The sequence below is a fragment of the Thalassotalea agarivorans genome, assembly GCF_030295955.1.
Classification (GTDB): Bacteria; Pseudomonadota; Gammaproteobacteria; order Enterobacterales; family Alteromonadaceae; genus Thalassotalea_D; species Thalassotalea_D agarivorans.
Map to the genome: position 1 here is coordinate 1,716,970 of NZ_AP027363.1, position 25,827 is coordinate 1,742,796.

Below are 25,827 nucleotides of genomic sequence, written 5' to 3' on the forward strand. Positions count from 1 at the left end.
TATTCATCATATCTTAACTGATATGCATGGTTTAATGTTTCCTGAATACTTTGTTTATACTCATCGCTAACTTCTTGCTTATTCATAGAACTAACTTAGCCACCCATAGTTTTAATGATTTAAAGATTGCCACAAATGTTGGTTTAGCTCCACAAGAAAAAATGAAACTTTCAAGGTCATTTTGATGATGTTTGGTTACTTTGCGATGAATTTGACGTGTTTGGGTTTAATTAAGGTATAACAATGCCTTAGCTAGCGCTAATAATGCTTTGTGTCACTGTAAATTGCTTATCTAGCCAAAAAAGCGCTTACTGTTACCTATATTCTGTCGTCGCCTTTGTTGAAGTTCACTAAACTGCTCTATTGATGCTTCTTGACCGACTGCGCCTTTAAATTGTTTTTCAAACTCGGTGGTTAGGCGAATCCAACTATTGGTAGATATGTTTAACCTGTTGATGATAGTCGGTAAGGTGTTTTCTATATGACCTGCTTTGTCATCTCGAATCACTCTACCGGTTAAATCAACAAGCTGTATGTACTCATCTAGTTTAAATGGAAGACCATTAGGCATGTCTTTTCTGGGGTTACCCACAAAAGGCATAAGTGCTTTAGGTTGCTCTCCTTTAATCGCGGCTTTAACGCGAAGCTTTATACTGGTGTGCGCTGATTTTTCGGGAGTTTTAGCGATACCCGCTCTAACGGGATTTAAATCAACATAGGCCATACAAGCAGCTAGTGCTGCTTCATCAAGTAACGCCTGGCTAGTAAAGCGACCTTCCCAAAACCTGCCTGTGCAGTTATCTTCTGCATTGGCTTGTCTTGCTATAGGTTCGTTTAACAGACGCATAAACCAGCTAATATCGAACAGGCGTTGTCTGTAGATTTCTATAGTGGATGTTAGCGTTGGTAGTAGGCTTTGATGAATATCATCGCCTTTAGCAAATTGCTGGGTAAGCAAGGTACCTTTACACACCTTATGCCAGCGATTGATAACCTCACTATCGGTTAGACTTTTTACTTTGTCATGGTTTATATGCAATACCACATGCACATGATTGCTCATTACCGCATAGGCACAAATATCAATACAAAAGATGTTGGCTAGAAACAGCAAACGCTGCTCTATCCAGCCTCGTCTGTGCTCATAACAGGTATTAGTTACTTTATCTTTACCACATAAAAACGCGCGTCTTACGCAACGACTGACACAGTGATAATACGGCGTGGCTTGCAAACAGATTTGTTTGCTTCTAGGTGTCGGCATCATTCCCTCCTTGGAATTTACTTGCTCAACTTAAGCCTAGATTAGCTTTTTGATTTTTCCAGTTACTGTGGGTGTCTTAATTATTGTAATTATTTCTGTTACGCTGGGTGTCTTAATTATTCAATGTAAAAGTCAGAACCGTAAACATCGACGATCGTGCCAACGTCACCAACTAATGGTGCTCTCGTACCTAAATCGCTTTCAGAGAGAGTAAACTCTTTGTTAAGTTCTATGATTTTAACAACTGAGAATTGCTTCATTCGGGATTATGTACATATAACAGGCGAGAGATAGCGAGTCTGAGCCAGCGTTTTTTTACTGGGGTTTTTGTTAAGCGGCTTGTTAGCATTACTTTGTCACCGCAACTATTTTTTTGTTTTTACAAAAGTAGAGATGAACCCCAAACCCTACTGGAAGAAAAATAAAAGCTGGCAATAACATGCCTAACCAACTCCCAGTAAACTTTATGCCCAACCACCCAATTGCGAGAAAAACTAAAAACGCTAATAGATTTAGCCACAATGGAGCTTTGCCACCTTTAAACTCGGAAAAGCTACCACAATTTCCACATTGAAAGCGGTTGAGACGAACTTGCTTGGCCCACATAAAAAAAGGATTAAACGGCTGATTGCAGTTTGGGCAATTAACTTTACTTGATTCCATTCTCTAGCCTCCCTGCGGTGCTTACGCTTAATATCGGGAATTCCTGTTAAAACCCCACGATGAAATTGTGGTTGTGTAAAGCGATTCCCAATAACTTACTAATTTACATATATTCTCTGTTTTCTTATTTTCTAAACAAAAGAGATCAAATATAGAAAATGAGAATCTATATAACGAGTTTCCTATTAAAACCTATCATCAAACATAAATCTACTATAAAACAACAGGTTAAAAAGTTGTTAACCGAGTGAACACTTATTTGTTCGGCTACTTTCAAAGCGAGAGGTGCAACATAACCAATTCCCCATTGAGGGTTGCCGATAGTGTTTTTTGATGATCACGTATAAGTTCTTAACGGACTAAGAACAAGGTTAAATAGCACAGGGACGTGCTATTGAGATGGTACGTCGACATCATCAAAAAACAATAGCGGGGTTGTCAAACCGAATTGGGGCGTGGGGGTATGCCCTAGGGGTGTCACGTTACACCCCTGGGCTATTACTCCTTTAGGAGCGATATATTTAACATAGATCATTAAGTTTTAAGCATTTCTACGATTCGCTTTCTCATAGCTGAATCTCAAAAAGTTACTGAGGGTATATTTAATTACTTCCTAATACTTCGCTATTCTGAATTCTTTTTTACATCTACTAAATCGAAATAAAAGACTAAAAACAAGAAGATAAACGAAGCAGGTACTACGATCAAAATAGATATAGTTACCCTTTTAAGCAACACGATTAACTCAATTTCTTCTGGCGATAAAGCAACTTTAAAAAAAACAATGATAGCTATTGCTGATAGGAACCAAGGAATATAGTACTTTGTAGACTTTAAAGATTCTTTCACTTTGGTATTCATAAGGTATAACTTCGATTTTATTGCGTTTTAATTAAGAATTATTAGGTTAAAAGCCACAAGGCTTTTGTACACTAACAACTTAAAACTTATCCACCATCCCCACATCAAAATCATCCACACTGATCTCAACATTCAACTGCTCAATATCACCCTTAACCTTAGCCAAATCCTTACTAACAGACGACATAGTCAAGGTATTATCATCAAGGTTATAAACCAGCGACAAACTCTCGTAATAAAACAGTAAGATGGTTAGCGCATCAAGATTGCTCTCTTTCTGCGCTTTTTGCAGCTTCTTAAGTCGGCGATAAATACGATTTTGTAACTGCTTCAACTGCCACACGTATAACAAATCGCTAAACAGCGGTTTGTTTTTAATGCTACTGACTATGGCAGCGCAACATAACAGCGCCAAAATCACGCCAAGTAAGTTAAATCGAAAGTTGTTAGGCGTTTCACTGCCAGTGATGGGGGTATCTACAAAGATATTGATGAGAATCGTGCCAAATGTTATCGATAAAACGGCAAACAAAATAACAAAGCCGATGACAGCCTTATTCAACGTTTTTTTATAGTTATCTTTATTAATTTGAATAAGTTTCATTGTGTATTTTTTCACTCATTTAAAGGTAAAGTTGCCAGTCGTTTATCTAAATTAGAATAACGCACTACCCTGTTACCTACTGCATGCTGCCAAGTGGTTTGGTCGGCATAAACGCTGATTTGCTGCTTGGCGCGAGTAATTGCTGTATACAATAACTCTCTTGACAATAATTTACTATCATTATTATTGGGCAACACCATCACCACATGATTAAATTCACTGCCTTGTGATTTGTGTATGGTCATCGCATAAACGGGTTTGTTCTGCGGTAATTTTGCCGTTACATACCATTTTATGGTGTTGGTTAGGCTGTCTTCAAAACCACAATACAATTTGCCATTCTCTCGCTGCCAAATAATACCGATATCACCATTAAACAACCCAAGTGCTTGATTATTCTCTTGGATCATAACCGGCATACCATGAAAATATGGCTGTTGATTATCTATCGATGCAGGCGAAAGTGCTTGTATTACAAGTTGATTGATGGCGTTAACGCCAGTTTCACCTTCATTAGTGGCACTTAAAATAGAGAACTGTTTCAGCGCTTCAAACGCTGCTTCTATCGTGTCGCTTTGAGCTAACGGCTTATAATAACGATTGATGAGTTTAGGTAACCAGCTTGTAATCTCACCAGATAGCAAGGAGACGTCTTGTTGCTGACCTTGCAAACATTGCCAGCTTTGCTCTGTATCACTACTAATGACAGCTTTTGCTAGCACGCCAATACCGCCCTCGCCGTCAAAACGTCGGCTTTTTTGTAAAAAGGTTAAATGGTTTTGATTGCCTGTTTTGATAAGCGCAGAAACATCGTCAAACACCTTGCATTGGTCAAGGTATGCAAGGTTGTCTTGGCTATAGCCACTAAATGGCCGCTGCGCAATATCCGCTAATACATTACCTACCGCAACTGACGGCAATTGATCTGCATCTCCTAGCAAAATCACCTGGCAATGCTCTGGTAATGCTCTGAAAAGGCGGGTCATTAGCGGTAAATCAACCATAGAGACTTCGTCTACAAGCAATACATCTAGCGCCAACTTGTTTTCACTATCGTTCTTAAAGTGATGTTTTCCGGGGATTACGCCTAGTAAGCGATGAATAGTGTTGGCGGTTTCAGGTATTGTTTGTAACACCGTCCGTGTGACTTGTTTGCTTAACGATTTTTTAGCGCCAGCAATAGACTCACTGAGCCGCTGTGCGGCCTTTCCTGTTGGTGCCACCAGCGATATGGTAGTGCTAAGGTTCGCATTCTCACGCAAAGCAGCAATAACAGCTAGCAGCCTTGCCACTGTGTAGGTTTTTCCGGTTCCAGGCCCGCCAGCGATAACAGATAACCCTTTGTTTAAGGTATTGGCGACTGCTGCAACCTGCCAATCAATATGTTGGTTATCGTAGTCAAACAAGCTGGCAATTAATGGCCCTGCAGCGCTAACATCGACGGGTAAGCGCGAATACATACGCTGACTAAAGTATTCACTTAATTCAACTTCAAACTGTCTATTTTTGCGTAAATACAAGGCATCATAATCGTGTACGATTAAACTATCTTCGCCTTGGCATACCAAAGAAACAAGCTTATCTAATCCGCCACATTTAGACATATCGTAAACTAAGGTGTATGTATCGTCCTGCACGCGCCCAAAGGTTAAGGTTTTTAATATGTTTATGGGTAAACAGCTATGTCCCTGCTCAAAATGCTGCACTGTGGCTAATGTGACGTAAAACAGTGTAGTTGCTTCATTTTGTTGCAACTGATACTTAAGTGCATACTTAGCCACAACTTCTTTTGCTAAAAAATAGGCAATGGCAGAAACATCGTCTAGCGCATCTTTACAATGACGATATTGAGAGAATGGTAGACTGACATTAGACATATTTCTCTCCTTGTCGCTCTTCTGTGTACTCACCTTCAAATAACCGATCTAACGCCTCGATATGACGATAGGCAATGTCGCGATAAAACACGCCGGAATCTGTAGGTGCTTGTGTACTCATGCCGCGAAGATAAAAGTAGAATGCGCCGCCAAAATGTTGTTCATAACGATAATTAGGCAAAGTCGTTTTCAAATAACGATGTAGCGCAACGCTATAAATCAAATATTGCAGGTCGTAGTTATGTAGCGCGATATCGTCGGCTAATGCTTGTGGCGCATAATGCGTAAAATCATTACCTAAATGGGTCGACTTATAGTCACACACATAATACTTACCCTGATGTTCAAAAATAAGGTCGATAAAGCCATGCATCATCCCTTTTAATGAATGAAAGCTAGGCAAGCTCGCTAATACCGACTGGGTTCTATGTTCGTTTAATACATTGGTTAAGGTATGCCCTTTAGCGCGATGCATCGGGAAGTAAAACTCACTTTCTCGTAGTGTTTGATGCCAAGGCAGCTCGGCCAAAGACAAGCTCTCACCGCCAGGTAAGGTAAATTTGGTCGCGATAACATCGTCAAACCATTTTGTTAAATCAACTTCGCTAAAAGCGCTAGGTAATTTGCCGTAACGTGCTAGTGGCTTTTCTATCGCTTGAGGCCATTGTGGTTGGGTAAAATCAACATGTTCAAATACATCATGCAGTAAGTTACCGGTATGAGCGCCCTTGGCAATATCAAACCGAAGCTTTGGCGCGATGTTGGTTGTATCTTCAAGCGTTAATAGCGCGTCTCTGTCTGGCAATGAAACACCATGGTTACGTACATTGCGAGATAACGCGGAAAATGAACTAAGCCACCAATCACGTTCTATCTTAGCGTTAAAACTTGGTAATTTAATTACGGTAGCTGTATTTTCTTCGTCGGTGCTACGCGGCGCGGGTATAGCCACAGCAGGCGCCTGCATAAAACTGATGTCCTGCGGCATCTCTTCAGCCAAAGCTTTCACACTGGCGATTAATGCCTCTGGTGTTGACGCTCCTAGGGTTTTACCCAGCGGAGATAAATGCGCATCTTTGAGCTCAGCCACCGGGATATAACAACACTGTTCGGCGCGCGTTATCGCAACATAAAGTAAACGGATTGCTTCTGCGTAACCTTCTTGTGCCACCCACTCTTTAATCTGCTCATTAGCGCCTAAGGTTAAATGTGGCGCTAACTTGTCATCGTGATAGGCATAAGTGGTAATGTCTTGTGTGCCAAATTTTATTGGGCTTTTATGTCGGCAACTAAACGGAATAAAAACAATAGGATACTCTAGCCCTTTTGAGCCATGTTGCGTGATGATTTTAACTAAATTGTCTTCGCTCTCTAGACGTAGTTCATTTTCTTGGCTCGTTTGTGGCGCATGCACCGACCTATGTAAAAACTGCACTAGAGCTTGCGGCGTATTGTGCTCGTTACTTGCATGCTGCAATACTTCTATTAAATGTAAGATATTGGTGAGCGCCCTATCTTGTTCAAACTGTTTCACTCGAATCAGTTGATGCAAAAGGTTAAACGCCATCGCAATAAACCCTTGCTCAAGCCAAAGGTTTCTCAAATCAGCAAATTGTAATTTAATTTCCTGCCATGCAAGCTCATCATGTTGCACATGGGAAAGCTTAGCGGCGTCATAGTTAATAAACTCACAGGCTAAGGCTGCATTAAAATAGCGATCGTTTTCGACAAATAATACGCCTTTTAACACGGTCAACAGCGCCTTAGCATGGGAAGATTGAAACAAGTCTTGGCGGTTACTTAAATACACCGCGCCAATATTAAAACGCTTTAAGCTTTCGCTAATAAGATCAGCTTCTTTACCATCACGCACTAACACAGCAATATGCTTTGCTTTAACCTTGCCATTGCTAAGAATGTCAGACGCTAGTTGGCCGCACCACAACGCAATTTGCTCAAGTTTTTGCCCTTCGGTGCTTTCTTCTTCAAGTTCACAAGCGACAAACTTTAATGCCCCTTGCGATAGCCCTAGTTCCGATAATTCACTTGTTGAAGTATCTGGCGATTTAATCTGAGGATATGGGATATCATAACCAAACACATCTCGTGCTTGTTCATTTAAAGGCGCTCCCCAAAACAAACGGTTGTAGCCGTTGATCATATGACGACTTGAACGATAGTTTGTATCCATCACCCATTGATGATCACATACCGTACGCGCTTTTAGATAAGTAAATATGTCGCCACCCCTAAAACCATATATGGCTTGCTTTGGGTCGCCAATCAAATACATCGCAGTATTTTGTTGCCCTAAATACAACGCTTTTAGAATCTGAAATTGCAAAGGATCCGTGTCTTGAAACTCATCTACTAAAGCAACAGGAAACTGTGAGCGCAAGGTGCTAGCAAGCACATGATTAAAGTCTTTGTCATCAAATTGCTTCGCAAGCGAACGAATAAGATCGTCAAAGCTCAACTGGTTAAGCTTAAGCTTTTGCTCAACCATGTTTAGTCTTATCTCTTCAATCAGTGTTTTAGCCGTTGTGAACGACGTGATTTTACTCAACCAGGTTGGCAATTTGTCTTGTAGCTTAGCTAAGTCTTTTAAAGGCTCAAAAACCGCTTTAAACGTATCTTTATGCTGCGAACGGCTAAATCGAGTTCCACTGCCAAATTTTGAAGTAACTTTTAACGCATCCTCGGGTGTTTGAACAATAGCGTTTAGCTCTGTTTTCAACTGCGCTAGCTCTTCAATTCGTTTTTCTTTGTCTTTGCCTGACTTTTTATCAATTAATTCTCTGGTGATCAGATCAAGCTCTGAATCAATTGCCTGAAGTACGCCATTTGCTTTATGGCTTATGGCATCAACAAAGGCTTGTTTATCAACAACAGACAATGCTTTATCGCTATAAATCGCGTTAGCAAATTGCGCTAAGAATTTATCTGGCGTCGGCCAAAATTCACTAAGCGCGACAAAACCTTGCTTGTCTTGTTTAGCAAACAAGCGATAACGGTCTTCAACCGCTTGTATGGCTACGTCGCGATCATCACTTTCCATGTTGGCATCAAACAATAACCCACTTGCAAATGCATGCTCTGTTAACACCCGTTTGCAGAAACCATGAATGGTGTAGATACTGGCTTGATCTAAATTAACTAGCGCCTTTTGCAATAACAATTTTGCTGAGTTGGCATCTATTCGCTGGGCCAACAACACTTTATATTTATCATCGCTCTCTATCCAAGTGTCCCATTGTTCGATGCTTTCTCGCAAGAAGCCATCAATACGGCCTTTAATTTCTTCGGTGGCGTCTTTAGTGAAGGTCATCACCAATATTTGCTCAACATCAAGCTGCTTTTCTAACAACAGACGTAAGTAAATGCGCGTAATATTGTACGTTTTGCCAGTACCTGCACTGGCTTCGATAAGATGTATTTTTTCTAACGGTATACTTGCTGCATTTAACAATTCCATGTTTAAGCCCCCGCCTTAGCATCAAGGCTTACCGCCTTTTCTTTTTTGACTAAGTGATACATGCATTCAAAATGTTTTATTACGTCTAATTCTAATGCTTGCCAATCGATATCCTGCCCTTTAAAAAAGTATTGCCAGTACGGATCGTGCTCTGGCGAACCTATGGCATCTTTATGCCAAAATTTTGACAAGTTTTCTGCATCTCTCGTCCGCCTCGTAAAATAATCATCCACAAGCGGTAAACTGGTCATTTGAAGCCTTGTTAAACCTGCTAGGTACAAAGCAACAAAGTGCTGCAGCATGGCAATAGCATCGGTAATTTCATCAGATATGGTTAGGGTGTCGATTTTCTTGTTTTGGCTGTTGAAGTAATGCCCTATTGCAGAGGTTACGTCTTTAATGGTGCTAGATACACCTTCCGTTTGTTGCGGGTTTTGCTGCGCCGCTTTTACACACAGTAGCGCCATTAACAACAGAAACTTATCCTTTCCTTTAGGTGATGAAGTGCGAAAATGATACACACGCTGTTCAGCTAGCATAATGTTAGCCTGCAAGGTTACGGTTATACTTGCGCCATTAAACGGCACCTTAACAGGCACAGACAGCGCAATATGCTCAATATTGTCGGTATATTGTTTAATAAAGTCTGCAAACTCACAGCTTTGCTCTTTGTATTGCGCAATAAGCACCTCGGTGGTTGGCAAATCAGGTAAGTCACCTTCTAATTTCATTTGCTCAGATAATGTGTCTAACAGCACCTGCCTGTCGTCAACCTGTTGCTGCGTTAGCGCTGAAACAAATGCCTCTCGAAGTTGATAGCCTGCTAAAAAATCAACCGCAAAGGGTTCGTTATCCTCAAGCATGACACTTGTTTGCTCTAATGACAGCCCTAAGTTTTGTTTAGCAAAAGACTTCGCTGGATGCTGAAAGAAAGCGGCAAGTTGCTCCAACGTTAGTGATATTTCATTCGCTTCTACGCTCGGTGTTACATGCAGCGCATTATCGGTTTGCTGATGGCTGCGGCCTAGCATGTCATGCCATTTACCATCAAAGGAAGGATAACGCCCTTGATAATTACTCTCTCTGTATGGCTGCATTGGCATCTGCCTAACATCAGCTCCTTGGCCATCTTTAAACTCATAACCAAACGCTTTTTCTAAGTAATGGACAAACTCGGTTAACACTAAGGAAGGCTGTTTTACTTTATTGTTTTTAATGTTTCTGCCTTGATAACTTAAATACAGGTTTTTACGCGCAGAAATAATCGCTTCTAGAAACAGGTATCTATCATCTCCGCGCCTGCTTCTATCGCCCATTTTCGCTGTTGTTTGCGCCATTAAGTCGAAACTACTAGCGATCGTTTGCCGGGGAAACTCACCATCATTTAAGCCCAAAATAGCTATCACCTTAAATGGAATACTGCGCATTGGGATCATCGAACAAAAGGTGACTTGCCCAACCATGAACTGCCTGCCGGGATCCGGTTGATTAAACGACAAGTCTAGATACGCTTTGACAACATTCAGTATCACAGGCATATCCGCTTGTGACTGTGTGGCATGCTCGCCTAAGTTTTCCAATACTGTTTGTAAAACAAGCGTTTGTTCGTCATCTTGCGCAAAAAACGCGTCAATTAAGGTGGTAAAATAAGCTTTCCATTCTAGCAAGGTTCGAGGCGTCGATAGCGTGTATTGAAATTGCTGTAATTCTTCAATAAACCAGCATAGCTTACCAAGGAGCAACGCGTCGGTACCCTCGACGGCAGCGGATAAAAACAAATCATCTACTATTGCTTCGCTGTCACTGTATGCAAAACCTTGTAATAGCCTTGATAAACCTTGTTGCCAACTGTATTGGTTACTTGCTTCTTTTGCAGATAGCACGGTCGCTTTATGCTGCTGATCTAAGCCCCAATGTACGTTCACTTGTTCAAGCCACAGGCTTAACTTATCTATTTCCTCTTCATTTAGGCCAAACTTTTGTTGGATTGGTTGCAGCCTTAATAGCGCTATGATGTCGTTAACCTTAAATCGGTTATCAGGCAAGGATATTAATTGATTAAAGCCAATAACCACTGCATCAGAGGCTTTTGACGTTCTATCGGCAATAGAACATGGCAGTGGCGGCAGCGCCGCGTCTAAATCTTGCCAACCACGTGCAAACACGGCATTAATGTATGGCGCATAGGCTTCTATTTGCGGACACATCACTAACACGTCTTTTGGCGTCAATGAACTGTCTTGATTAAACTGATGCAATAACCAATCATGTAGCCCTTGTATTTCGCGCAGAGCGTTATGGGCTGAGGTTATGATAATAGAGTCATCGACCAAACTTTGTGGTGACAATCGCCCGTCTTGTAAACTCAAAATATCTTGGTTCACCTGTTGTAACGCATTAAGAGGTGATCTTTCGCCTTCTTCTATTTGTTCGTAAGCACTGATATCTAACGTTGAATATTGTTGCAACAACGCTAAGAATTCTTTGCCTTGTTGTCCTAAGTTAGCAAGTAAAGGATTACCTATATCTAACGCTAATGCTGATTCATCGGTCCACGCAGAGAGCTTACTGAGCGCTTGTTTCTCACTTTGAATATCGCCCCAATAGTCAAAACATGGGTTTAAGTGAAAGAAATGTACTTGAGTATAATCGCTGACAGCATTAACCAGCTCTAGCCACATGGGTGCCATCGCATTAATACCAAAAAAAGCAATCCGCTTAGGGAGTTTATGCTGATATTGTTCTAAATTTTCTATTGCCAGTTTAATTAAGGCGATCGGGTCATAGTTTTGATCTTTAGTTAACAGATACCAAAGTTTTCCTTGCCAGGTAAAGGCATCTTGTATTTGAGGAGGTTGTGCTTCATCAAAAGTAAAATTTTGTGCTTGCCACTGATGTATCCACTGTGGCCTGAACACCAGATACTGCTCAAATAAATCGGCAAGTTGACGCGCTAGTTGAAAACGCTTTAGCGGATCTTCTACAGCGCCGATATAAGAGAAAATAGGTGCAAACGCAGGATCAGATTTAACGCTTTTTTCGCCAAAAAGTTGATAAATACGCCAGCCAAGCACATCTCGAGAGAATAACACTGGGTCAGCCATGTTTTCTTCGCCAACCATTGTTCTTACTAGCTTCCAGAGGAATTGCGCCGGTAACGCGTAACCAGTATTCATCGCAATACCACGGCTATTGGCAATAGACATACTCAACCAATGCTGCATGCCTTGGTTTTGTACAATTATGGTTTCTTTATCAAAGACACTCAGTGGAGAAACTTGGTGTATCTTGTTGTACAGTGCTAACAAGTTTTCCATTTTGTTAGCCGGATATAAGTGAATCAAAGAAACGCTCGTCCTTTATTATTTTTTAATAATTTATCCTAAACGTTTCTCAGACTCTATCGAAAAATAACCTTTAGCGAATAAAATCTAGATGTTCTTGAAAAAACTCGCCCAATAGCGGTGTTAGCACTTGTTGGCCATTTAAGGTGTGAAAGATAGCCACTAACCACATGACAAACACAGGGATCATTAAAATCCAGCCGACAAGCGGTATAAAGCAACAGATTAAAGAGGTAAGAATGAGCCCTAGCGATTGGCGTAAATGAAAACGAGCGAACTCGCTTCGGTTGTTACCATGCACAAGCACGGCGATTAACCAACCAAATATCGTTAAATAACCTACCACCGCTACAAACTTTTCCATGTCATAGTGGTGTTTTGACTCAATGGGATACGGCGACATAAACATTGCTCCTTGCAATACAACTTCGTCTACCCTTAAGGCTAGCAAATTTTAAGTTAAATTCAACTACTAACAGCGCCAATACTTTGTTTTAATTTGTTAAAATTAGCCTCTAGTTCACGCTCTACATCCTTTTGCCGACTTTCTGATAAATCTCTATATTTCAATTGGTTATAATGAGATGCAAAGGTAGTAACAGATTCTGCCAACGGCGGATACCGCTGCGCAATATGAGCGCAAAACGCACTTACTGTTTGTGATGTTTCTTTGCTATCGCCATGTTTAGCGAGCAGATCTTGCAGTTGTTCAAACCTAACATCTTCCTTGGATTTCGCTACAAATCGCGTACGTTTGTCGTACAATCGCCACAAAAAGACAGACAATATCACGAACAACACTACCACCAAGACATATAAATAGGTTTGCCAACTAGACAAAGCATTCATAAATCCCTGCAATAGGTTGTTTTGTCGTTTATTGTCAAAACTCACCACCCATTTAGACCATTGATAATCAAGCGATTCAAAAAAGTGCTTCAGTTTTAAAAACACCAAGGCATCAGAAACACCCCACTGTGCAAGAAAATCATTGTTTAAGTTGTTTTGCTCTGAGGTAAGTTGCTCACTAAAACCGGATAATACGCGCTCTGGCGCTACGAAACCTGTAGGGTCGACGCGCTGCCAACCTTGCCCTTCTATCCATATTTCTGACCAAGCGTGTGCATCACGTTGCAGTACGCGATAAAACTGACCTTGTTCATTGAGCTCTGCGCCTAAGTAACCAGTAACAAGGCGGGCTGGCACACCGGCAGCGCGCATAATAAAGGTAAACGTAGACGCGTAATGTTCACAAAAACCTTCTTTTGTCTCAAAGTAGAATTGATCTAAGCTGTTATTGGCAAGAGTTTGCGGCGTTAGCGTGTAAAAGTAATCATTGCTAGAAAAATGCTGTTGTAGCCATTCAACTTTAGCCATCGGTTGAGTATAGCGCTGCGATAATTCTTGTCCTAGTTGACGTAATCTCGGGTTAATGTCACTAGCTTGTGGCAGTGCCAAATACTTGGCACGTGCTCGCTCTGAAAGGTTAACATCGAGCTTAGCACCAATATCACTTGCCACACCATAACTTACCCGCTGCACAATTGGCTTTGTTGCTCTCACACTAGCGTCGCTAAGTACCTTAACTTGTGCAGATTGGGTAAAAATATTTGGGTAATCAAGTGAAAATAACCACGTTTGAAAGCTAGGCTGTGCGATAACCTGATATTCAACTGGCGGTAGCTGTGACCAAGTAATTGAAGGTTGCCGTACCGTTTGCATTTTTCGCCTAGCACTTTCCTTGCGCCAACTGCTACCATCAAATTGATCAAGCGTCATCGCGCGCCAATAAAGTGGCTGTTGTGACGCTGGCGGCGTTTTAAACTCAACCCTAAAAGCTAGTTCATTCGACAAAGCTAAATTTGCTATATCACCTACTTTTACCGAGTCAGACAAGCCTGTTTTTGCGGATTTTGCTAGTGGCACCTGCCAAAACGGAGATAACTTGGGAAATAGAAAGAATAAAGCAAACGCGAGCGGTAAACTGTAGGCAAATAAACGTCCATGCTTTTTCAACACGGTAATAAAGGATTCGGTGCGATACAGCGCCACCGTAACTATGGTTGTGTTTAACACAAACAACAGTAGTGTTAATCCAAAGATCCAAAGTGATTGATAAAAAATAAAGCAGGCAGCAAGCACAAAAAAACCAAGCAGTAAAAACTGATATAAATCTTTGTTTTTGTTGAGCTCCCCTAATTTTAAACAGTAAGCACAGGTTAACAATTGCACCATGGATATCAGAATGCCCTGCTGATAGCCCGTAGCAATAATAAGTATGATGGCCAACCAGGAAAACAGTTTATTAACGCGCGCTTGCTTCGAAAATGCATGTAATGTGCCGTAAAACTGATAGCTTACAATAGTGATGGTAAGTAGCAATATAGACCAATGGATTTGCGGCAAAACCAACAAAATATTGGCTAGCGCTACCAACACTAACCATTGCTTTTGTTTTACATTAACGAGTAATAGTCGATCGGCCATCATTAATACCTCGCAATAGCCGTTAAGCACGCCTGTAGGTGCTGCTCGCCTGATTGCACCGCCAAGATTGTTTCGCCTAAACGAAAGCCAAAAGCGTGTCCCTTCCGCGTTTTATCAATCACTAAATAGGTCATTTTGGCCAGCTTAGCTTCAATGTGCCCTGCTTCGACACTATCCAACGTAATCCAATCGTCATTACCAGATAATGATTGGTTTTCTCTTACTTGCCAATCTCCGCCTTTAGCCACTTGCTTCCAAGCAACATGTGTAAGCGGCATGCCTTGTTCATAGGCTTTAAACTGATAAAACTCATCACTTTGTTTTACTTGCCGGCCTTTACCCTGCTCGGCTTCTTCCAAACTATTGGAAAAATTTGCCATGCTCGGCTCTATTGGCTCTGGAAAAACAATGAGTTGAATGGGGTAAGCTAAATAGCTCCAACAGTTAAACAAGCCTAAAGGATACCGGGAGTACAACTTTACCCGCTGTGCAATATGTTCCCCGCGCTCATTTACTTCTACTGGGATCTCTATTGTCGTGTGTTCTTGGTCATGCAAATCAAAGGCAATACTTTGAGATTGTTCTCTAAAACTTGCGCGAATGCCCTGTTTAGCGTTTGCTGACAACGCCTTAAAGGTAACATTACCTTTTTTATTTGCTTCTAATAGCGGCGCATTAACAAATTCAAGTGACAATTTTGCCATATTGTTAAACGTTGCAAACATGCAGGTTAAAAAAAGACTCAACATTAGGTAAGAAAACAACACAATAATATTGTTTTGGTAATTGGTGCCGAGTAAAAAAATCAAGATCACTAATGCTAAGTAACTAAAACCAAAGCCACTTGGGAAAATAAAAATGTTCTTACTCGACAATTGATGACGACTGGACTGCGGTACCCTGCGCTTTAACCAGGATTCGAAACGACCATCAATTGTTTTCTTTAATGAGGTCAGCATAATTAGCTCGCCGACGGGTCAACACTTTTTAATACCTGCAGCGCATAGGACTGTTCATGCTCGCCTAATGACTGGCTGTCCATGCGATGCTGACATACAGGTACAAATACCGCTTGTACGTCTTCTGGAAGTGCGTAATCACGCCCATGAATAAATGCCCACGCTTTGCTCGATGCTACAAGTGCTTGCAAGGCACGAGGCGACAATGCATTAAATTTAGACTGCTCACGCGTTGCACTGCCTAGTGCAATAACATAATCAAGCAAGCTGTCAGAAACCGTTACCTCACGCACTAAAGCTTGTAGCGACAATAATTGCTCCGCATCTATTTGTGGCGGCAAAGCTTGGTGTTGAACGCGTTTATTTTGACCATTAAGGATCATCTTTTCGGCATCTTTGGTTGGAAAGCCTAAGCTCAACCGCATGGTAAAACGGTCCATTTGTGATTCAGGTAACGGGTATGTGCCTAGGTGGTGTTGCGGATTTTGTGTAGCGATTACAAAAAACGGATCAGGCAAGGTGTAGGTTTTGCCATCAATACTCACTTGTCCTTCTTCCATAGACTCCAACAGCGCACTTTGTGTCTTCGGACTGGCTCGGTTGATCTCATCAGCTAGAATAAGTTGATTGAATATTGGACCCTTATGTAGGCTAAACGCCTGTTTTTGATTGTCAAAAACGTTAATGCCGGTGATGTCAGCGGGTAACATATCACTGGTAAATTGAACACGCTGATAACTAAGCCCTAGCGTATCCGCTAAGGTATGCGCTAAGGTCGTTTTACCCATTCCTGGTAGGTCTTCAAGCAATAAGTGCCCTTTAGCCAACATACAGGCTAAAGCCAATTTCACTTGTTTTTCTTTGCCAAGAACGTATCGGTTAATTTGTGCGAGTATATTATTAATATTGTTGTCCATATCACTACTACTTTTCGGTGATGTTAAAAAGAAGAACCTGGTTGTGCTAAAAATGCGCGCTCTTCTGCCGTCGACTCTCTTGAGAGTATGTTATTTCTGTGGGGGTAACGCCCAAACTGTTCAATAATAACCTTATGTTTTAGTTCAAACGCTAAGTTATGTTCTAGACCGGGTTGCGCAAACAAAGTTTCCGCTATTTTATGTATCGCCAAAGATTCACTGTGCATAAAAGGCATGTACATAAAACTTTTTTGTGGTGGCGTTAACTGCTGATCTAGCCCTAATTCTATCGCTCTTTGCGCTAACACTAGCGCTTGTCCGTCATAAGCAAATGCGGCGGGTCTATCGCGAAAGATATTGCGAGAAAACTGATCTAAAACAATGATTTCAGCTAGTGCCCCGAGTGCATGTTGCCGCCATTGCTCACTTTCGCCAGCGACAACGTATGCGTGAGTTTGGCTAAAAGTCGCCGTAATTTCTTTATCTAGGGTATCGCTTTTTGCAAACCATTGATTAGGTTTTAACGTGTCAAACCAAAACGCGATCACTTTTTCATATTGCATGTATTTGTTCACTGCCTGTAGTTTGGAAAATGAGGTAATTCATGAATATCATGCAGCCAAGTGACTTGAGAAGATACATAAATATTCGCATTTGGTTTAAACAAGTGCTGGCCAGAATCAAGTGCCGCAAGCGCTACTTCTATGGTTTGGTCTGCGCGATTATAGACTGACTCAAAAAACAAGCTACTACCACAACTATTACAAAAAGATCGTTTAGCGCCATTATCGCTGACATAATGCGTTAAATGCGCTTTGCCGTTTAAATGAAACCCTTGTAACTTAACTTCGATAAAGGTTGAAAAAGCGCTGCCGTGAAACTTCTGACACATGCGACAATGACAATGCGCTACAAGCGGCGTGACCTGCTCTGTTTCAACAGCAAAGTTCACCTTTTGACATAGGCAACTACCGCTGATGCGCATTGTGTCCCTCATAATATGAGCTCAGATAGGCTTCTGTGTCAGGGTTATCTGTATATATATACCGAATGTATAATTCACGTTCAGCGTGCATTACAGTCATATCGTAAACGCAAAACGAATAAAGGTTGCTGTCTTCTATCCAGCCTTGTGCTGATTGCACAAAAACGCGAGTAAATAGCTCGTTGTCATTGCCCCACTCACAAAGTACCAAATAGTTTGATTGAGCACCTTGATGAAAAATAACAAAACCTAGCGTATCTGCGCGTTTTTCAATGTGTGACCATTGCTCAATAAACGTATCACATGATAGCGCTTTGTCTTCGGCGACAATGCCATACACTTTATAGCCATTTAACGATTGCTTTGGCATTGGAAAAGTTTTTCTAGCTTTATACATAAAGCGCTAGCACCAACTTGCTTCATTCTCAGGGTTATGCAGCAACTGTTCGACATTTGCATGCAACACTCTGTAGCCGACATTACCAAACAGGGTTTGACGACCACCATCGAGCACATAGGTCGGGCTACCTTTAAGCTGCTCTTTTTTTGCTTGCTGATAATCTGACATAAGTGCGGCAATTGCGGTGCCGTTTTCTACCGCATAAACTAGCAGCTGACTATCTAAGCCAATTGTTGAGGCGATTTCAGCGAGTACCTTGTATTGGCTAATATCTAATCCTTCTACAAAAAATGCATTACGAATAGCAAAGGCATACTCTGCTGACTTTCTTTGGCCGATTTGCAGTTGTGCTGCCTTAATAAACAAATGGGCATTAGTCGAGGTTGTAGGTTTTACTTGCTGCCAAATATCGGCTTTTACCGGCGCTTCATCATAGGGTTTAGATGCGGTAACAACATGTTCGGCAAAGCCTGCATAACCGCCACGAGTCGCCCACGTTGTTTCCATTTTCGCAGCAACATCTCCGAAGATGTCTACATACTTATGCTTAATCACTATTTTATCGAAAAACTGTTTTTCTAACTCGTCGACTCGTCTTTGCGCGATCCAAGCCCATACACATAGCACATCTGAATAATAATCTACCACCAAAGGTTGTGACATAATGATGCTCCCTATTTAGCCAATAGCTATATAATTTGATTGTCTTTCAATGCGTTTGATCCATTGTTTGATATTAGGGTATTTATCTAGATCAAAGCCACCTTCGTCTGCAACATGAGTATAGGCAAACAACGATATATCTGCTGTCGAAAGTTGATCATTCACCAGGTAGACTTGTTTTGCTAATGTTTTCTCAATGACAGTCAACGCTTTGTGACCGCCCTCTTGCTTTGAGGCGAAATCCTGCTCTTTATCTTTTGGTAGACCTAAATATTTTTTAATGAATCTGGCTACCGCAATATAAGGCTCATGACTGTATTGCTCAAAAAATTGCCATTGTTGTATATACGCTTGGGTCAATGGATCGTTGGGATACAACGAAGAGTCTTTTGCTAGATAATTAATAATGGCGTTAGATTCGGCTAAACAGTCCCCTGAGGTGAGCACTAAACAAGGAATTTTGCCATTAGGATTCTTCGCTAAAAAAGCCTGAGATTGCGTTTCTCGATTTAAAATATCTACATGTATCCACTTATATGGTATGCCAAGTAGCTCTGCGGTTAATTTAACCTTGTAACAATTGCCAGAATTTACATCACCATAGATTGTGATCATAGATTATTTGTTTTGGTTGCCTCGAATGGACAATCAGGATAACCGTTATCTCGTAAAAAGTGTATATATTTTAACGTTTTAAACGCATCGAACCAATGCACTAATTGCTTATCAAATTGAGATTGGGAGACATTGAGATTAGCGCTGACAAAGCGATGGATATTGAGCGCTTGTAACGCTTGCCGACTCACTTCGGTAAGCCCTTTAAACCATGAATCGAGATCATGCCTTTTAGCAAAGAGTAACGGAAAAGATTCAAGTAAAAGGCGTAATTGCTTAAATACGTCAGGGTGGTAATACAAATAGTCTTGCTGTTGCTGTTTTAACGCGAGAATCTTTTGTACGGCTGGTCCAGTGCCAAAAGGTACTCGATTAGAAGGTCTTGCCTCTAGCTCAATATGAACCTTTGTTAGCGACTTAACCTCGCCTATTTTTGCCAATTTGTTAATAAGATAGAAGTCTTCCCCTGCACTGCGTTTGGGAAAACCGCGTACTTTGGCATACGCAGACATCTCAAAAAACAAAATAGAGCCAATGGTAAAAAACGCATAGTGGCTTTTTGCCTCTATTAACCCATTAACGTAATAGCGCAGTGCTTGTTCATAGAGTTCATTGGCTACATGTACCGCTGTGTTTGCGCTGTAATGATAAAACTCGCAATAACCAACAGACACGTTACTAGAGACTGTTTTTAGTTCGTTTACATAGTTGTTTGGTAGGCTTGCGTCAGCATCTGTTGAAATAATAAAGCGAGAATCTACAAGGCCTTGAGCATATAATGCGAGCGAAATATCACATGCGATTTTCCTTGCTAAACCGACACCTTGTTTGTGTGGAATAGGCCTTGTAAACCTATCTACAACTAAAATGTCACCATGGCGCGAAGATATCAACGTTAAGTTATTTTGTTGCCAAACTATTGGCCCTACAGCACATACAAACGATGCTAACTGTTCTTGCGCCTTTGAATCTGTAGCGTTATCTGGTTGATTGATAACAAGCACAAGTAACAGCCGGTTAGTTGTCCAGAGCGAAGAAGACAACAGCTGTTCAATAAATTGCGGCGTTTCTTCGTATGCGGGAATACAAACGGCTTGATGGTATGACTCTGCTGGAAAATTATCTAGCGAGGCAACTTCACTCTCAGCATAGTGCTGCAGATACTTAGCAATAACTCGTTTATCCACAACACCATCCTGATTAATGTAGGGCCGCCCTAAAAGGAAGTTTCCTACAGATTTCTGCTTCAGCGTTCAGTATTTCCTCAAGACGAGTATATACTGTATTTTCGTCAAAGTACTCTAGAGCTAATTCAACGAACAAATTGGCATGTTTTTCTTCAGAGCGCGCTATTTGCCAATATAATTCCTTTTCTTTACCTGGCTCTAGCGCATGGGCGATCAAAGAAAAACGTTCGTAGCCTCTTGCTTCGATAACACCTGCGATAAGCAAGCGATCTAGAAAAAATACGTCGGTACCACGGCGAAACAAGGCTCTTAGTTCATGAATATACGGATCTTTTTGATCACGGCCTAACTGCTGTCCACGCGCTGTGATCAGTTTCAATACCTGTTTAAAGTGAATAAGCTCTTCAATCGCTAAATCTGTCATGGCTTTAACCACTGACTTGCGATCTGGGTAATGAGATAACATAGACATTGCCATACCTGAGGCTTTTTTCTCGGCGGCTGCATGGTCACTTAAGAACGCGTCAAAGTCGTTCATAACAGTTTCCGCCCACTCTGGCGGAGTTTGATACTTCAATTCAATCATTGTACTAACTAGTTTGGCTAACACTCTGTAGATAATTGGCGCGTATTCTACCCCATTAACGGTGTTAATTTAACTGTTGATGGTAATTTCCTTGTGCTCAATACTGGCTAGTTTATTGCTGCTTTTTGTGAGCAACTATCGCAATGATATTGGCAGCAATAATGATGCAACCACCGGCAATGGTGTTAAGTGACAAAACTTCTTGCTCAAAGATAACGCTCAGCGCCATAGCAAATGGAATATAAAGGTAATAAATGACACTGGTAAAAGTACCTGGTAGCTCGGCACTAGCATGTACCCATAAGGTGTGCGCGAGTAACGTAGCAAACACCCCTAAAAACAATAGTCCCGTCCAATCAAAGTTGGTTAGTTGCCAACCTTCAAACGTTGACAACACAGCAAATGGAATCAAGGCAAAAGCAAACTGCCCCCAAGCGCGAACATTGCCTGAGATAGCTTTAAACTTGGTATTTACAATGGGTAAACACGCGTAAAGTAATCCACTAACCACACTCGAGACTAAACCAAGAAAATAATCAGACTGCCAATCAATTTTAGGACTTAGCAAAAATATACCAAGTAACGCTAACACCAGCGCCACAGCGTCTGCAGCTCGCAGAGGTTGGCGCAAAAAGATGGCGCTCAAAACCACTAAATGTATGCCAAAAGTAGCCACACCCAATGCCGCAACGGATGGAGTGGATAGTTTAATTCCAAGAAAATAAGTATACCAATGGGCTGCAAATATCAGGCCTAAAGCGAGTAGCGCAAACCAATGTTGTTTTGGGAGCTGCCACCTAAAACCTCGAAAATAAAGCAAGAGCGTCAATCCAGCAAATGCTATAGCAAGGCGTACCGCGCCAATTTCAACAACCGAGGCAGAAATCATTTTGACAGTAACGGGTACAGTGCTCATCAATATGACAGCGACAGCTGCCATTAACGCGACTTGTGGTTTAATCGACATATTTGTTGTTATTCAGCTTTTTCCTTCATTCTATCTAAATTGGCTTTGTATACCAATGCGTTGAATCGTTTAATTGCGCATAAACAGTCCAAACAAAAACGCCCTAGCACGTAATCATGTTAGGGCGTTTTTCATCGTTTTATTATCGGTTAGTCGTCTTGAGGTACACGCACATGCCCTTCCATAAGCACGCGTGCACTGCGACTCATGGTGACATGTTCAATAAACCAATTGTCATCAAGTTTAGTTGCCAGCGCTCCTACTTTTAACGTACCTGATGGGTGCCCAAAGACAACACTACCAACATCATCTTTTTTGATTAACTGATTAACAAGTGTGCCTTCAATTGCTGCAGCTGAGGCTATTGCAACAGCGGCTGTTCCCATCATTGCATGATGCAACTGCCCCATTGAAAGCGCTCGAACATTCAAATCAATGTCGCTCTCTTCAACAACACGACCACTTGATGAAACATATTGTTTAGGCGGCGACACAAACGCGATTTTAGGGGTATGTTGCCTAGTTTCAGCATCTTCTATTCGATTGATAAGTCCCATACGAAGCGCACCATATGCTCGAATAGTTTCAAACATCGCCAATTTTTCCGCAACGCTATTCACTTCACCTTGCAGTTCTGCGCCATGACATTGCACATCAGCCGCGTTAACAAATACGGTTGGAATGCCAGCATTAATCATGGTTACTTCAAATTCACCTACGTCGGGTACATTTAAGGTATCAACGACATTTCCAGTTGGAAAAAGTGGTTCAGTAGGTTCTACCGGCGCAACAAAAGACACTTCAACTTCGGCCGCAGGAAAGGCAACACCATCGAGAATAAAGTCGCCCGTTTCTTGCACTTGACCTTCATGCATAGGCACTTTAGCAATGATGGTTTTACTGATGTTCTTTTGCCAAATTTTTACAGTCGCTATGCCATTTTGCGGCACTTTATCACTGCTTACTAGACCATTTTCAATGGCAAAAGCGCCTACCGCTGCGGTTAAATTGCCACAGTTACCACTCCAATCAACAAACGGCTTGTCGATAGACACCTGACCAAACAAATAGTCAACATCGTGACCTGGTTGTTCACTCTTATCTAAGATAACCGTTTTACTTGTACTAGAGGTAGCTCCCCCCATACCGTCGGTTTGTTTTCCATAAGGATCTGGACTACCGATAATGCGCAAAAGCAACGCGTCTCTTACATCTCCTGCAACTTGTGCCGCCATAGGCAAGTCAGACAACTTAAAAAATACGCCTTTGCTAGTGCCTCCGCGCATATACGTTGCCGGGATTTTAATTTGAGGTTTAAATGTCATCTCGCGATTCCTTTACACATTTATGCGTTAGCTTCTAAAAAGTCTTGTGCAAAACGCTGTAAAACGCCACCTGCATTGTAAACCGATACTTCTTCTGCAGTGTCTAAGCGACATTTCACATTAAAGGTTAAGCTATCGCCATTGCTGCGATACATGATCACTGTTAGTTGACCACCCGGAGATTTATCCCCGATAACATCAAAGGTCTCTGTGCCGTCAATATTGTAGGTATGACGAGTATCGCCACCAACAAATTCTAGCGGTAAAACGCCCATGCCAATAAGGTTAGTACGATGAATACGTTCAAAACCCTCAGCGATGATAGCTTCAACACCCGCCAAACGCACACCCTTTGCTGCCCAATCACGTGAAGAGCCCTGACCATAATCAGCACCTGCAACGATCACCAGCGGCTGTTTACGCTGCATATAGGTTTCAATTGCCTCCCACATGCGAGTGACTTTGCCTTCTGGCTCGATACGGGCAAAAGAACCTTGTTTTATCTCGCCATTTTCAAGCACCATTTCATTTAAAAGCTTAGGGTTAGCAAATGTTGCGCGTTGCGCAGTTAAATGGTCGCCACGATGGGTTGCATATGAGTTAAAGTCTTCTTCTGCCAAACCCATTTTAGCCAAGTATTCGCCTGCGGCACTGCTCGCTAGAATAGCATTTGAAGGTGAAAGGTGATCGGTCGTAATATTGTCACCAAGTACAGCCAAAGGACGCATTCCTGTTAACGTGCGTTCGCCTGCTAGCGCGCCCTCCCAATAAGGAGGTCGGCGAATATAGGTGCTCATTTCACGCCAATCGTAAAGTGGATCTGTTTTCTCTCCAAAGTCTACTTTAAGATCAAACATTGGCTCGTAAACTTGCTTGAATTGCTCTGGTTTTACCGCTCTGCTTACTATTTCATCAATGGCTTCATCACTAGGCCAAATATCTTTTAGTCGTACTTCATTGCCGTCTTTATCAAGACCTAACACATCTTGTTCAATATCAAAGCGCACAGTACCAGCAATTGCGTATGCCACTACTAATGGTGGTGACGCTAAGAAAGCTTGTTTTGCATGAGGATGGATACGTCCATCAAAATTACGGTTGCCCGATAGTACGGCTGTTGAATATAAGTCTCGATCGATTATTTCTTGCTGAATGGCAGGATCAAGTGCACCAGACATACCATTACACGTGGTACAAGCGTATGCGACGATGCCAAAGCCCATGGCTTCTAGCTCAGGTAGCAAATTCGACTCTTCTAAGTATAACTTCGCAACTTTAGAACCCGGTGCAAACGACGTTTTAACCCAAGGCTTGCGCGTGAGTCCAAGTTCATTTGCTTTTTTAGCAACCAAACCTGCTGCTACCACATTGCGCGGGTTTGACGTATTAGTACAACTGGTAATTGCCGCAATAATACAAGCACCATCTGGCATGTTACCTTGCCAATTGTTGGAGTCGACTTCATCAACTTTACCCGCTACACCTCGCTCAGCAAGCTGCGCTGTAGGTAAACGACGATGAGGGTTAGACGGACCTGCTAAATTACGTTCAACCGTTGATAAGTCAAATGTTAATACGCGCTCATAGCGCGCTTCTTTCATATCATCTGCCCATAAACCAACGGTTTTTGCATATTGTTCGACTAATGCAATTTGCTCTGGTTCACGGCCAGTTATTTTTAAATAGTCAATGGTTTGCTGATCAATGTAAAACATAGCCGCTGAGGCGCCATATTCTGGCGTCATGTTAGAGATAGTAGCGCGATCGCCTATTGATAGCTTGTCAGCACCCTCGCCGAAAAATTCTAGGTAGGTAGAAACGACTTTTTGCTGGCGCAAAAACTCTGTAATCGCTAATACAATGTCGGTGGCGGTAATACCCGCTTTACGTTGGCCGATTAGTTTTACACCAACAATTTCCGGTAAACGCATCATTGATGCGCGGCCAAGCATAACGTTTTCCGCTTCTAGACCACCAACGCCAATAGCAATCACACCTAATGCATCAACATGAGGTGTATGACTATCAGTACCAACACAGGTATCAGGAAAAGCAACGCCATCTCGCGCCTGAATAACTGGCGACATTTTCTCGAGATTAATCTGGTGCATAATGCCGTTACCTGCTGGTATTACATCGACATTATCAAACGCTGTTTTAGTCCACTCGATAAAGTGAAATCTATCTTCGTTGCGTCTATCTTCAATTGCCCTATTCTTTTCAAATGCGTCAGCTTCAAACCCAGCATGTTCAACAGCCAACGAATGGTCAACAATCAATTGAGTAGGAACCACAGGGTTTACCTTAGCAGGATCTCCCCCTTTGTCTGCGATGGCATCTCGCAAACCTGCCAAATCAACTAATGCTGTTTGACCCAGTATGTCATGGCAGACCACGCGAGCAGGATACCAAGGAAAGTCACTGTCTTGTTTACCAAAAGCAATTTGAGATAGCGCGGTATTGAGTTGTTCTGGTGCGCAGCGTCTTACTAATTGTTCAGCAAGCACTTTAGCAGTATAAGGTAATGTTTTATATGTATCTGGAGAGATATCATTGATGGCTTGTTCTACGTCAAAATAGTCTAGTGACGTGCCATCTAGCGATTTACGATATTGAGTATTCATAATAGTGTCGTGCAATTAAGAGTG

General features: G+C 41.8%; 21 protein-coding genes. All 21 read right to left on the bottom strand.

All coding sequences use genetic code 11. From position 1 onward, the window contains the following. Positions 1 to 292: 292 nt before the first annotated feature. Positions 293 to 1,264, bottom strand: a complete 972-nt coding sequence (locus QUD85_RS08020; RefSeq protein ID WP_093329677.1) for a transposase — start codon at positions 1,262 to 1,264, stop codon at positions 293 to 295. Between the two features lie 116 nt (positions 1,265 to 1,380). Then, entirely contained in the window at positions 1,381 to 1,524 is a 144-nt protein-coding gene (locus tag QUD85_RS08025; RefSeq protein WP_177168894.1) for a hypothetical protein, read from the bottom strand. An 88-nt stretch (positions 1,525 to 1,612) separates the two neighbouring features. After that, on the bottom strand, positions 1,613 to 1,927 hold the full coding sequence (locus QUD85_RS08030; protein WP_093329676.1) for a hypothetical protein: 315 nt from the start codon (positions 1,925 to 1,927) through the stop codon (positions 1,613 to 1,615). A gap of 940 nt (positions 1,928 to 2,867) precedes the next feature. Further along, a complete protein-coding gene (locus QUD85_RS08035; protein WP_093329673.1) occupies positions 2,868 to 3,392 on the bottom strand; it encodes a DUF3087 family protein in 525 nt (174 codons plus the stop codon). An 11-nt stretch (positions 3,393 to 3,403) separates the two neighbouring features. Further along, positions 3,404 to 5,269 carry an exodeoxyribonuclease V subunit alpha gene (recD, locus tag QUD85_RS08040; protein WP_093329672.1) on the bottom strand — a complete coding sequence of 622 codons (1,866 nt, stop codon included), beginning with the start codon at positions 5,267 to 5,269 and terminating at the stop codon, positions 3,404 to 3,406. Beyond that, entirely contained in the window at positions 5,262 to 8,744 is a 3,483-nt protein-coding gene (gene recB / locus QUD85_RS08045) for an exodeoxyribonuclease V subunit beta (RefSeq protein WP_093329670.1), read from the bottom strand. The genes recD and recB overlap by 8 nt, the downstream gene beginning before the upstream one ends. Before the next feature lie 2 nt (positions 8,745 to 8,746). Next, positions 8,747 to 12,088 carry an exodeoxyribonuclease V subunit gamma gene (gene recC, locus QUD85_RS08050; protein WP_281241762.1) on the bottom strand — a complete coding sequence of 1,114 codons (3,342 nt, stop codon included), beginning with the start codon at positions 12,086 to 12,088 and terminating at the stop codon, positions 8,747 to 8,749. Between the two features lie 73 nt (positions 12,089 to 12,161). Then, positions 12,162 to 12,491, bottom strand: coding sequence for a hypothetical protein (locus QUD85_RS08055; RefSeq protein ID WP_093329667.1), 330 nt, complete (start codon positions 12,489 to 12,491; stop codon positions 12,162 to 12,164). Positions 12,492 to 12,553: 62 nt separating this feature from the next. Continuing rightward, positions 12,554 to 14,578 (bottom strand): transglutaminase TgpA family protein, encoded by a 2,025-nt coding sequence (locus QUD85_RS08060; protein WP_093329666.1) that lies wholly within the window; start codon positions 14,576 to 14,578, stop codon positions 12,554 to 12,556. Next, the gene (locus QUD85_RS08065) at positions 14,578 to 15,534 is read right to left on the bottom strand and encodes a DUF58 domain-containing protein (protein WP_093329665.1); all 957 of its coding nucleotides are present in this window, start codon (positions 15,532 to 15,534) and stop codon (positions 14,578 to 14,580) included. Before QUD85_RS08065 ends, QUD85_RS08060 begins: the two co-directional genes overlap by 1 nt. Before the next feature lie 2 nt (positions 15,535 to 15,536). Then, positions 15,537 to 16,451, bottom strand: coding sequence for an AAA family ATPase (locus tag QUD85_RS08070; protein WP_093329663.1), 915 nt, complete (start codon positions 16,449 to 16,451; stop codon positions 15,537 to 15,539). A 23-nt stretch (positions 16,452 to 16,474) separates the two neighbouring features. Continuing rightward, positions 16,475 to 17,014, bottom strand: a complete 540-nt coding sequence (locus tag QUD85_RS08075) for a DUF924 family protein (RefSeq protein WP_093329662.1) — start codon at positions 17,012 to 17,014, stop codon at positions 16,475 to 16,477. 8 nt (positions 17,015 to 17,022) lie between these two features. Further along, positions 17,023 to 17,436, bottom strand: a complete 414-nt coding sequence (locus QUD85_RS08080; RefSeq protein ID WP_286218275.1) for a GFA family protein — start codon at positions 17,434 to 17,436, stop codon at positions 17,023 to 17,025. After that, positions 17,420 to 17,806, bottom strand: coding sequence for a hypothetical protein (locus tag QUD85_RS08085; RefSeq protein ID WP_286218277.1), 387 nt, complete (start codon positions 17,804 to 17,806; stop codon positions 17,420 to 17,422). Before QUD85_RS08085 ends, QUD85_RS08080 begins: the two co-directional genes overlap by 17 nt. 33 nt (positions 17,807 to 17,839) lie before the next feature. Next, complete coding sequence (locus QUD85_RS08090; protein ID WP_093329658.1) at positions 17,840 to 18,499, bottom strand: DsbA family oxidoreductase; 660 nt, start codon at positions 18,497 to 18,499, stop codon at positions 17,840 to 17,842. A 15-nt stretch (positions 18,500 to 18,514) separates the two neighbouring features. Next, the gene (locus QUD85_RS08095) at positions 18,515 to 19,111 is read right to left on the bottom strand and encodes a glutathione S-transferase family protein (RefSeq protein WP_093329817.1); all 597 of its coding nucleotides are present in this window, start codon (positions 19,109 to 19,111) and stop codon (positions 18,515 to 18,517) included. Beyond that, complete coding sequence (locus QUD85_RS08100; protein ID WP_093329657.1) at positions 19,111 to 20,301, bottom strand: hypothetical protein; 1,191 nt, start codon at positions 20,299 to 20,301, stop codon at positions 19,111 to 19,113. Before QUD85_RS08100 ends, QUD85_RS08095 begins: the two co-directional genes overlap by 1 nt. A gap of 13 nt (positions 20,302 to 20,314) precedes the next feature. After that, on the bottom strand, positions 20,315 to 20,887 hold the full coding sequence (miaE, locus tag QUD85_RS08105; RefSeq protein ID WP_093329655.1) for a tRNA-(ms[2]io[6]A)-hydroxylase: 573 nt from the start codon (positions 20,885 to 20,887) through the stop codon (positions 20,315 to 20,317). Positions 20,888 to 20,999: 112 nt separating this feature from the next. After that, positions 21,000 to 21,854, bottom strand: coding sequence for a DMT family transporter (locus QUD85_RS08110; RefSeq protein WP_093329654.1), 855 nt, complete (start codon positions 21,852 to 21,854; stop codon positions 21,000 to 21,002). A 149-nt stretch (positions 21,855 to 22,003) separates the two neighbouring features. After that, positions 22,004 to 23,179, bottom strand: coding sequence for a 2-methylaconitate cis-trans isomerase PrpF (prpF, locus tag QUD85_RS08115; protein ID WP_093329652.1), 1,176 nt, complete (start codon positions 23,177 to 23,179; stop codon positions 22,004 to 22,006). A gap of 20 nt (positions 23,180 to 23,199) precedes the next feature. Further along, positions 23,200 to 25,803 (bottom strand): Fe/S-dependent 2-methylisocitrate dehydratase AcnD, encoded by a 2,604-nt coding sequence (gene acnD, locus QUD85_RS08120; protein WP_093329651.1) that lies wholly within the window; start codon positions 25,801 to 25,803, stop codon positions 23,200 to 23,202. Between the last annotated feature and the right edge of the window lie 24 nt (positions 25,804 to 25,827).

What these genes read in the sequence shown, in the direction of transcription:
- QUD85_RS08020 (WP_093329677.1), bottom strand. Translation starts at nt 1,264, where the DNA reads ATGCCGACACCTAGAAGCAAACAAATCTGTTTGCAAGCCACGCCGTAT.
- QUD85_RS08025 (WP_177168894.1), bottom strand. Translation starts at nt 1,524, where the DNA reads ATGAAGCAATTCTCAGTTGTTAAAATCATAGAACTTAACAAAGAGTTT.
- QUD85_RS08030 (WP_093329676.1), bottom strand. Translation starts at nt 1,927, where the DNA reads ATGGAATCAAGTAAAGTTAATTGCCCAAACTGCAATCAGCCGTTTAAT.
- QUD85_RS08035 (WP_093329673.1), bottom strand. Translation starts at nt 3,392, where the DNA reads ATGAAACTTATTCAAATTAATAAAGATAACTATAAAAAAACGTTGAAT.
- recD (WP_093329672.1), bottom strand. Translation starts at nt 5,269, where the DNA reads ATGTCTAATGTCAGTCTACCATTCTCTCAATATCGTCATTGTAAAGAT.
- recB (WP_093329670.1), bottom strand. Translation starts at nt 8,744, where the DNA reads ATGGAATTGTTAAATGCAGCAAGTATACCGTTAGAAAAAATACATCTT.
- QUD85_RS08055 (WP_093329667.1), bottom strand. Translation starts at nt 12,491, where the DNA reads ATGTCGCCGTATCCCATTGAGTCAAAACACCACTATGACATGGAAAAG.
- QUD85_RS08060 (WP_093329666.1), bottom strand. Translation starts at nt 14,578, where the DNA reads ATGATGGCCGATCGACTATTACTCGTTAATGTAAAACAAAAGCAATGG.
- QUD85_RS08065 (WP_093329665.1), bottom strand. Translation starts at nt 15,534, where the DNA reads ATGCTGACCTCATTAAAGAAAACAATTGATGGTCGTTTCGAATCCTGG.
- QUD85_RS08070 (WP_093329663.1), bottom strand. Translation starts at nt 16,451, where the DNA reads ATGGACAACAATATTAATAATATACTCGCACAAATTAACCGATACGTT.
- QUD85_RS08075 (WP_093329662.1), bottom strand. Translation starts at nt 17,014, where the DNA reads ATGCAATATGAAAAAGTGATCGCGTTTTGGTTTGACACGTTAAAACCT.
- QUD85_RS08080 (WP_286218275.1), bottom strand. Translation starts at nt 17,436, where the DNA reads ATGCGCATCAGCGGTAGTTGCCTATGTCAAAAGGTGAACTTTGCTGTT.
- QUD85_RS08085 (WP_286218277.1), bottom strand. Translation starts at nt 17,806, where the DNA reads ATGCCAAAGCAATCGTTAAATGGCTATAAAGTGTATGGCATTGTCGCC.
- QUD85_RS08090 (WP_093329658.1), bottom strand. Translation starts at nt 18,499, where the DNA reads ATGTCACAACCTTTGGTGGTAGATTATTATTCAGATGTGCTATGTGTA.
- miaE (WP_093329655.1), bottom strand. Translation starts at nt 20,887, where the DNA reads ATGATTGAATTGAAGTATCAAACTCCGCCAGAGTGGGCGGAAACTGTT.
- QUD85_RS08110 (WP_093329654.1), bottom strand. Translation starts at nt 21,854, where the DNA reads ATGTCGATTAAACCACAAGTCGCGTTAATGGCAGCTGTCGCTGTCATA.
- prpF (WP_093329652.1), bottom strand. Translation starts at nt 23,179, where the DNA reads ATGACATTTAAACCTCAAATTAAAATCCCGGCAACGTATATGCGCGGA.
- acnD (WP_093329651.1), bottom strand. Translation starts at nt 25,803, where the DNA reads ATGAATACTCAATATCGTAAATCGCTAGATGGCACGTCACTAGACTAT.